The 2702-nt window shown below is 61.7% G+C and carries 3 protein-coding genes; all 3 read right to left on the reverse strand.

Features of this window, described 5'->3' with window-relative positions:
• Nucleotides 1-24: 24 nt before the first annotated feature.
• A complete protein-coding gene (locus tag WA989_RS06170) occupies nucleotides 25-423 on the reverse strand; it encodes a GFA family protein (RefSeq protein WP_424339630.1) in 399 nt (132 codons plus the stop codon).
• A 1-nt stretch (nucleotide 424) separates the two neighbouring features.
• Nucleotides 425-1858 (reverse strand): amidase, encoded by a 1434-nt coding sequence (locus WA989_RS06175; protein WP_424339631.1) that lies wholly within the window; start codon nucleotides 1856-1858, stop codon nucleotides 425-427.
• 289 nt (nucleotides 1859-2147) lie between these two features.
• Nucleotides 2148-2546: a metallopeptidase family protein gene (locus tag WA989_RS06180; RefSeq protein WP_424339632.1), complete on the reverse strand. Its 399-nt coding sequence runs from the start codon at nucleotides 2544-2546 to the stop codon at nucleotides 2148-2150.
• Between the last annotated feature and the right edge of the window lie 156 nt (nucleotides 2547-2702).

The raw sequence follows: 2702 nt of genomic DNA on the forward strand, positions 1-2702 counted from the left end.
GGACGAGGACGCGCCGCCGGAGCCCTAATCCTTCGATTTATGGTCCAGGCGGGCGGCGTTCGCCTCCCAGTTCTGCCCATCAAATGTGTCGATCTGCGCATCGAGCGTTTCCCAGGCGTCGAGGCAGCGCCAGGTGATGCCAAACCCGTCCGGGTTTGAGCGCGGAACGTAGAAGCTCTTGATGCCGCAAATACTGCAGAACAGATGGCGGGCGCGGCCTGTGTTGAAGCGGTACTCGATCAGATGGTTTTCGCCCTTCAGAAGCCGGAACCGGCTTGCCGGCACGATGATGTGATCATTGCCGCTCATCGCGCAGATCGAGCAGTTGCAGTCTTCCACCTCGACATGACGGGGCAGATCGGCCTCGAAGCGGATAGCCTGGCAATGGCAGCCGCCCTGGCGCACTGTGAAGCCGCCGGCCAATCTAGCTCACCCAGACCGGTGCACGCTTGCCGGTCCACGGCGCGGCGCGCTCGATCTGGCCAGCGATAGAGTAGAGCAAATCCTCACGTCCGAGCTTAGCGCCGAACATCATGCCGAGCGGCAGGCCGTCTTTCGTCATGTGCAGCGGCAGGGATATGGCTGGCCATCCGGTCTGGTTGAAGACCGGGCACCAGGGCGCAAAGCTCGATATGTCCTCGCCATATTTTCCGAAGTCAGCCGGGTTGAGACCCAGCACGCCAAGCTCGACAGGCGGCCGCGACAGGGTCGGGGCGAGCAGGAGGTCATAACCACCCTCATCCATGAACATTTCCAGCGTGTAGGCGGCATTCAGGAAGGCATTATTGGTCTTCACAAGTTCCGACATCGGGATCGTCCGGCCAAGTTCTATAAAGCGCAGGCTGACGGGTTCGAAATCGTCAGGCCCGGTCTTGCGGCCGAAATACGCCTCGCGTTCGTCTGCAACAGCGGCCATGAAGGAGGAGACCATCACCATCATGCCCTTGCCGAGCGCGTCACCATCGAGCTGGGGCGTGGCTTCTTCGACCGTGTGGCCAAGCTCTGAGAGCAGCGCGGCGATGCGCTCAAGCCCGGCCTGGGCTTCCGGGTCCGGCGTGACGCCATTCGGGGCAACAGGCCAGAGCGCGATCTTGAGCGGCTTTGGGTCCGTCTGCGCGGCCTTGAGGAAGCTTGTCGGCGGCGGCGGCGCGATATAGCGGCCCCCCGGCTCTTGGCCGTGGGTTGCATCAAGCAGTGCGGCGCTGTCGCGGACCGAATGGGATACGCAGTGATTGGTCGAAAGCCCGAACCAGTTCTCGCTGATCGGCGGGCCCATCGGCACGCGGCCGCGCGAAGGTTTGAGGCCGACAAGACCGGTACAGGCGGCCGGAATGCGGATCGAGCCGCCGCCATCGCTTGCATGTGCCATCGGGATGACACCGGAGGCAACGCAGGCTGACGCGCCGCCGGATGAGCCGCCAGAGGTATGGTTCGGGTTCCAAGGATTGCGGGTCTGGCCGTAGAGCTCGCTTTCGGTCGACGTGGTCAGGCCGAATTCGGGGCTGGTCGTCTGCGCGAAGATGACGAGGCCTGCCTTCATGTAGCGCTCGGCAAGCGTCGCGCTTTCTGTTGCGATATTGTCCTTGAAGGCGTTTGACCCGTTGGTCATCGGCAGGCCCTTGATCTTCACACCGAGATCCTTGGTCGCGAACGGGACGCCTGCAAACGGGCCGTCGCCGACACCGGCCCTGAGCTGCTCGCGCGCCGGGCCTTCGAATATGCGAGAGAAGCAGTTCAGCTCGTGTTGCGCTTTCGACGCGCTTTCCAATGCAGCATCCAGCAACTCAGCCGGGGAGACCTGTTTTTTCCTGACCATTTCAGCCAACGCTGTTGCGTCGTGATCGCCTAAATCCTTCATCGCTGTCTCCTCCCATGTTTCTTGTCACGCACACTGTGGCCGATGATATCAATGAGGGAAAGGAGGGACCCGACATCTCGGGCCGGGATCAACTGTCTTCCCTCAATATATTCGCGATAGCGGCATGCTTGTCATTCCGGAATTTCTGGTGCTTGCCCTGATGACTGTATGGCTCGTGCGCACCTATTTCAGGCGAGGTAGACCGACTGCCGCAAAAGCGCCGAGGCCTGCTCTTTAAAGGCCCACCTCATTCACATTCGGTCGCGTTGACCCTTGCCGCCGCGGGCGCTCATGCCTCATCGAGCAGCCGATGCATCTCCTCGTCCGACCAGCCGAAATGGTGGCCGAGCTCGTGGATCACGACATGTTCGATGAGTTCGCTCAGCGTCACGTCTGGCCGCGTCCTGATTTCTGCGAGAAGCGGCAGGCGGTAGAGGAAGATGCGGGCAGTCTCCGGTTGCGGAAAACTGACGCTGTCATGGATGAGCGGGATGCCCTGATAGAGGCCCGTCAGCTCCAGCGGGTCGGCAATGCCGAAATCGTCAAGAATGTCCTGTTCGGCGATATCCTGCACATGGATCACGATCCGCCCCGCCGCATGCCGGAAGGCGTCAGGCAGGCCGTCATACGCGGCCTCCGCCATGGTCTGGAAGGTCTCGAGATCAGGACCGGGCGGCGCAGCGCTCACACTCAGCCTTCGCTGGTCCAGTGCGAGATATAGCTGTTCAGGATTTCCTGGAAGCGCGCGATGTCGCCTGGATCGAACTGCGCTTCGGCCGACAGGTCGATCACATAGTCGATACCCACAGCATCGCTCTGGCCATCGTCCGACGGGATGATGAAG

It is taken from the genome of Henriciella sp. (genome assembly GCF_049649345.1).
GTDB lineage: Bacteria > Pseudomonadota > Alphaproteobacteria > Caulobacterales > Hyphomonadaceae > Henriciella.

Bases quoted from the DNA above. Each gene is read 5' to 3' on its own strand.
- WA989_RS06175 (WP_424339631.1), bottom strand. From the start codon at position 1,858: ATGAAGGATTTAGGCGATCACGACGCAACAGCGTTGGCTGAAATGGTC.